Annotated in this window: 1 protein-coding gene; it reads left to right on the top strand. The window is 37.1% G+C overall.

The window, feature by feature from the left end:
• Positions 1–447 precede the first annotated feature (447 nt).
• Positions 448–1,570 (top strand): DUF1541 domain-containing protein (locus ABS916_RS12860; protein ID WP_350452272.1); only part of this gene is annotated, 1,123 nt, incomplete at its 3' end.

Here is a 1,570-nt window from a genome sequence, read left to right as displayed (position 1 = left end):
CAACTATAAAAATATCTAAAAATAAAAAAACGTATTCATAAGTTAAGACTAATGATCATGGATTAATAAACATTACCTAATCACTTTTTGCCATATTCATTTCTTATAACTATAGGTTGCAACATAAATCTTAACGAAAGATATGGGCTTGACTGAACTTGTAAAAGAAGTACTTTAAAAACAATTAAAATTAGTGGGCATTAATAAGGGATTTATAGGTGATCTAAGGGATAATTTGTTGTCTTTGGTTTCTAAACTAATCTACGTGTTTATTATGGAATCGCTTTTTAAATATTGATGAGATAATAAAAACAACGATAAGTCTTCATTTGTAATTGATAAAAATCAAAGTGTTTGACAATGATAAGGGGTAATTATAAACTACATGTAAGCCCATTCAACTACATTTGTAAACAAGGGTGGTATTACCAAAAGGAGAGAAATCGTATGAAAAAAACAATTATAAGTAGTCTTTTATCTGTAGCATTATTAAGTTCTTATCCTCTAGTGAATAAGGTAGGCGCGAATACACTTGATGATGCAGATAATGCTGCTCAAACTGGCTCGAAAACGGTGACTAGCGAAACAACGGATAAATCTCAAACAGGCCACGAAGGTATGGAACATGATGAATCTGGGGAAATTCCAGAAGGATTGGCAGAAGCAGAAAATCCAACTTATCCAGAAGGAAGCGAAGTAACGATTCAAACCGATCACATGCCAGGAATGATGGGAGCTACAGGTGAGGTTGTAGGCGCCTTTGATTCAATTGCCTATGAAATCACCTATAACGATACCAAAACAGGAGAGGAAGTCGCCAATCACAAATGGGTTGTACACGAGGAAGTTGAAAATGCCCAAGACGAGCCTTACCAAGCAGGTGACGAAGTAGTTCTAGAAGCTTACCATATGCCCGGTATGCAAGGGGCGACCGCAACTATTGATTCGGCAGAAGACACCACTGTTTATATGGTCACGTACACGGATACAGAAACAGACGATACTGTTGAAAATCATAAATGGCTAATAGAAGAAGAATTAGGGGAAGAAGAACAAGACTCAAGCCAATTTTGGATAGCGCGTACAGTAGAAGAAGTACAAGCAGATGTTTCCCAATACGATACATTAGAAGAACTTCAAAATTACGAAGTGGTTTGGGGAGATACTCTCTGGGCGATTTCTCAAAGTACTAATTTTTCAGTAGACGATTTAACTGAAGCGTTTAATATTAAAAACGCTGATTTAATATTTGCTAACTACACACTTGAAAATCAACCATCATTAGAAGATAGCTATGAGAACCAGATAATTAGCGAGTCCAAAAAAACAAGAGATATGGATAATATGGGAGATATGAAGCATGATGAATCGGGAGAAATTACAGAAGGCTTGGAAGAAGCTGAAAATCCGATGTACGAAGTAGGAGAATCTGTTATTCTTCAGCGCGGTCATATGCCTGGAATGGAAGGTGCCGAAGCAACTGTTTCTGGCGTATTTGCTACGACGGCTTATGAAGTTTCTTTCAATCCAACCAATGGTGGAGAACGAGAGGAAAATCATCGCTGGGTTA

This window comes from Carnobacterium sp. (genome assembly GCF_040274945.1).
Taxonomy (GTDB): Bacteria; Bacillota; Bacilli; order Lactobacillales; family Carnobacteriaceae; genus Carnobacterium_B.
The sequence above is the reverse complement of the archived record's forward strand: the minus strand, read 5'-3'. Positions and strand labels throughout refer to the sequence as shown.